We start from the raw sequence: 4,556 nt of genomic DNA on the forward strand, positions 1-4,556 counted from the left end.
ATGCTGAAGCCCGGCGCAAGCGGCGCGAGATAGTGTCCCTTCTCGACGATGCAGGGCGACACGAAGTGCTCGTGCAGATGGTCGACGAACTCGGTGATGCGTCCGTCCATCGTGCCTGAAATGGCGAGGTAGTCGATCATCGACAGGTGCTGCACATATTCGCAAAGGCCGACGCCGCCGGCATGCGGTACCACGGGCTTTCCGAATTTCGCCGCCAGCAGCATGATCGCCAGATTCTCGTTGAGCCCGCCCACGCGCGCGGCATCGATCTGCACGATGTCGATCGCCTCCATCTGGAGGAACTGCTTGAACATGATGCGGTTCTGGCACATTTCGCCGGTCGCGACCCGGATCGGCGCGATGGCATCGCGGATCTCCTTGTGGCCGAGAATGTCGTCGGGGGCGGTCGGTTCCTCGATGAACCAGGGGTCGAATTCCGCCAGCGCGCGCATCCAGCCGATCGCCTCATCGACCTCCCACACCTGATTGGCGTCGACCATCAGCTTCATGTCCGGGCCGATTTCCTCGCGCAGGATGCGGCAGCGCCTGATGTCGTCCTCCAGGTTCTTCCCGACCTTGAGCTTGATATGGGTCCAGCCTTCCGCGCGCGCCTTGCGGCTCAGCATACGGAGCTTTTCATCGTCATAGCCGAGCCAGCCGGCGGATGTCGTATAGGCGGGATAGCCCGATGCAAGGAGCCTCGCGCGCCGCTCGTCCTTGCCGGCCTGCACGTTTTCGAGGAGCCGAAGCGCTTCCTCCGGCGTCAGCGCATTGGTGAGATAGCGAAAATCGACGCAGCTTACGATCTCTTCCGGCGTCATGTCGCCGACCAGTTGCCAGACCGGCTTTGCGGCGGCGCGCGCCCAGAGGTCCCATACGGCATTGACGACGGCGCCAGTTGCGAGGTGAATCACGCCCTTGTCAGGGCCGAGCCAGCGAAGCTGGGAATCGCCCGTGACATGGCGCCAGAAGCCGGCCATGTCGGCCTTGATCTCGGCCAGAGAAAGGCCGATCAAGCGTGGCATGATCGCGTCGATGGCGCGCACGCAGAGTTCGTTGCCTCGCCCGATGGTGAAGGTGAGGCCATGTCCCTCAAGTCCCGGGATCGAGGTTTTCAAAGTGAGGTAGGCGGCGGAATAATCGGGATCGGCGTTCATGGCATCCGAGCCATGCCGCCCGGCCGACGTCGGAAAGCGGATGTCGTAGCTTTGCCAGCCGTCGATCTTCAGTCCGTCGAGCACGTTCACCTCTGACGAATGTTTTATGAGTGAATGTGTATGTCATATATAAAACCACTTCGTCCACTGTGATCCGAGCAGGAAACCGACACCATGGCCAAGAAAACCTCGGCAAAGCTCCCGGCGGAGGAGGCTGCGGCCGAGAACCCGAGGGAAACGGGGCGCTATTCGGCCCCCGCGCTCGAAAAGGGGCTCGATATTCTGGAGTATCTCTCGGAACGCGGCGACGGCTCGACGCTGGCGCAGATCGCCGACGGCATCGAGCGCACCAAGGGCGAGATATTCCGCATGCTCGCCGTTCTGGAGGCGCGCGGATATGTGGAGCGCGAAGATGAGCGCTACCGGGTGACGGACAAGCTCTTCCGGGTCGGGATGCGGCGCCCGAAATATCGCGCGCTCGCGGACATCGCCACGCCGCTCATGCGCGCCTTTTCTGAAGCGACGCGCTATCCCTGCCATCTCGCCATTCCGACCGGCGGCCAGATCGTGGTCATCGCGCGGGCGGAGGGGCCGGACCTCGTGGGTGTGACGGTCCGCATCGGCTATCGCCAGCCGTTCCTCGTCACAGGCTCTGGATACTGCCTGCTCTCCTTCATGTCGGAAGCGAACAGGCTCAGGGCCTTCGAGGCGATCCGGGCCGAGAATCACAGTGTTGACTGGGCGGCGCTCGACGCACGCCTCGCACAGATCCGCAAGCAGGGCCGGGTCGTCGAACCGAGCCGTATCATGGACGGGGTCTGGGACGTCTCCTGTCCGATCCTCGGGCCCGACGGCAAGAACGCGGTCGCGGCGCTCACGGTTCCCTATGTCCGGCTCGTCATCAATCCGGTCACCCCGGAGGCGGTGGGAGACGCCTTGCGCGAAACAAGCGCGCAAATATCCGCCGCGCTCAGCGCTCTCTAGTTTACATATAAAATGACAACGTATATATAAAACTCTGGGGCAGCTAAAAAGCCAGACCGGGGGGATATGCTTGTGCGTAGTCGATTGCTCGGCCAATCGGGGGTCGAGGTGTCCGAACTCGGGTTCGGCGCCGCGCCGGTCGGCAATCTTTATCGCCGGATGACAGATGAAGCGGCGGGCGAGCTGCTTGCGGAGGCGTGGGACGCGGGCATTCGCTATTTCGACACGGCACCGCTTTACGGCTTCGGGCTGAGCGAGGAGCGGCTCGGCAAATTCCTGCGCACGGTGCCAGCGGACGAAGCCGTCATATCCACGAAAGCGGGGCGCCGGCTCAAGCCCAATGCGGCATGGCATGCGGAGCGCGAGAACTTCATCGACGCGGGGCCGTATGAGCCATGGTTCGACTATTCCTATGACGGCACCATGCGCGCCTTCGAGGACAGTCTCGTCCGGCTGGGCGTCGACAGGATCGACATTCTCTTCATGCACGACATCGGCGCGGCGACGCATGGGGCAGAGGCGCATCCCTCGCTGATGAAGACCGCCATGGAGGGCGGCTATCGCGCGCTCGATGAATTGCGGCGCGACGGCCGTGTGAAGGCGATCGGCCTCGGCGTCAATGAATGGCAGGTCTGCGCCGAGGCGATGGATCATGGCGACTGGGACTGCTTCCTTCTCGCGGGCCGCTATACGCTGCTCGAGCAGGAGCCCGTCGAGCATTTTCTGCCGCGCTGCGAGAAGGACAGCATCGGCATCATCATCGGCGCGCCCTTCAATTCGGGCATCCTCGCGACCGGCCCGCGCGAAGGCGCACGCTACAATTACGCTCAGGCGACGGAGGAAACGCTGCGGCGCGTCGCCAGCCTTGACGATGCGTGCCGCGCGCATGGCGTTCCGCTCGCTGCCGCCGCGCTGCAATTTCCGCTGGCGCATCCCGCCGTCGCGTCCGTCATCCCCGGCATGGCAAGCGTGGCGGAACTCGAAAGCTGTCTCGCGCTCGCGGCTCATGCCATTCCCGGCGCCTTCTGGGCCGATCTCGCGGCGCGGGGGCTCGTCCATCCTCGCGCACCCGTTCCGGCGGGGGCCGTCGCATGAGGATCGACGCGCACCAGCATTTCTGGCGTCTCGGTAATGGCTATTACGGCTGGCTGACGCCCGACCTTGCGCCGATCCATGCGGATTTCGGTCCGGCCGAGCTTCTGCCGCACATGGTGGACGCGAATGTTGACGGCAGCGTGCTCGTGCAGGCGGCGGCCGATATGCGCGAGACGGAATACCTGCTCGGGCTTGCGGCGGAGCACGGCTTCATTCGCGGCGTCGTCGGCTGGGTCGATATGGAAAGCGCGGAGTGCCACGCGCAGCTCTGCCGCCTCGCTGAAAATCCTGTCTTCAAGGGCATAAGGCCGATGCTTCAGGATCTGCCGGACAAGGGCTGGATGCTGAAGAGCGAACTCGATCAAGTATTCCTTACGCTAACAGAACTCAAACTGAGTTTCGATGCACTGGTCAGACCGGAGCATCTCGACAATCTCGTGACCCTCGCCCGGCGTCATGGCGGGCTTTCCTTCATCGTCGATCATGGCGCAAAGCCGGACATTGCCGGGGAAGGCGGAAAGGGCGATGGATTCGACGCCTGGGCGGACGGGATGGCGCGCCTCGCGGCGGCGCCGAATGTCGCCTGCAAACTCTCCGGTCTCGTCACGGAGGCGCGCCCCGGTGCAGCGCTCGGCGACCTCGCGCCCTATCTCGATCATCTCTATGAGGTCTTCGGTTCGGCGCGCCTGATGTGGGGAAGCGACTGGCCCGTGCTCCTTCTCAAGGGCAGCTATGCGGGCTGGTTCCACATGTTCGCGGAATGGGCAGCGGGAAAATCCGCCGAGGACAGGCGCAACTTCTTCGGCGCGACGGCCGCGCGCTGGTATCGCATCGACACGCAGCCCGACGCGCAGACTGAGACGCCTCGCGGCACGCGCGTGCAAGACGGAGCCCGATGACGATGGCCCGGATCGAGCGCGTTGAAATCCTGAAAGTGCCTCTGGCGCCGAAGACAGCGCGGACGGACGCCATTCAGAGTTTCGTGTGTCAGGAGACGATCGTTCTGCGAATCCATGACGCCGATGGCGCAGTCGGCGCGGGCTACAGCTACACGATCGGCACGGGCGGATCTTCCATCCTCGCTCTTCTGGCCGATCATCTGGCGCCTAGGCTCATCGGCGCGGAGGCCGATGCCATAGAGAGCATCTGGTCCGATCTCAAGTTTCACACCCATGCGACGACGGTTGGCGCGATCACTTCGCTTGCGCTCGCTGCCATCGACACGGCGCTCTGGGATCTGCGCGCGCGCCGCGCCGCCATGCCGCTTCATCTGCTCGCAGGGGGCGCCAGGAAGAGCATTCCTCTCTACACGACGGAAGG

General features: G+C 63.9%; 4 protein-coding genes and 1 pseudogene. 4 read left to right on the plus strand and 1 reads right to left on the minus strand.

Annotation, left to right across the window (positions count from 1 at the left end):
* A partial coding sequence (locus PKA57_RS02040) for an L-fuconate dehydratase (RefSeq protein ID WP_324297264.1) occupies positions 1 to 1,241 on the minus strand: 1,241 nt, incomplete at its 3' end.
* Positions 1,242 to 1,331: 90 nt separating this feature from the next.
* On the opposite strand from PKA57_RS02040, the gene PKA57_RS02045 reads away from it, so the two are divergent.
* The 4 genes and pseudogenes from PKA57_RS02045 to PKA57_RS02060 form a co-directional block, all read left to right on the plus strand.
* The gene (locus tag PKA57_RS02045; RefSeq protein WP_324297265.1) at positions 1,332 to 2,141 is read left to right on the plus strand and encodes an IclR family transcriptional regulator; all 810 of its coding nucleotides are present in this window, start codon (positions 1,332 to 1,334) and stop codon (positions 2,139 to 2,141) included.
* A gap of 72 nt (positions 2,142 to 2,213) precedes the next feature.
* Positions 2,214 to 3,236 (plus strand): aldo/keto reductase, encoded by a 1,023-nt coding sequence (locus PKA57_RS02050; RefSeq protein ID WP_324297266.1) that lies wholly within the window; start codon positions 2,214 to 2,216, stop codon positions 3,234 to 3,236.
* Positions 3,233 to 4,135, plus strand: a complete 903-nt coding sequence (locus tag PKA57_RS02055; protein WP_324297267.1) for an amidohydrolase family protein — start codon at positions 3,233 to 3,235, stop codon at positions 4,133 to 4,135. Before PKA57_RS02050 ends, PKA57_RS02055 begins: the two co-directional genes overlap by 4 nt.
* A gap of 2 nt (positions 4,136 to 4,137) precedes the next feature.
* Positions 4,138 to 4,556 (plus strand): annotated as a pseudogene (locus tag PKA57_RS02060) (mandelate racemase/muconate lactonizing enzyme family protein); the annotation flags it as partial.

This window comes from Parvibaculum sp., from assembly GCF_035325945.1.
Taxonomy (GTDB): Bacteria; Pseudomonadota; Alphaproteobacteria; order Parvibaculales; family Parvibaculaceae; genus Parvibaculum.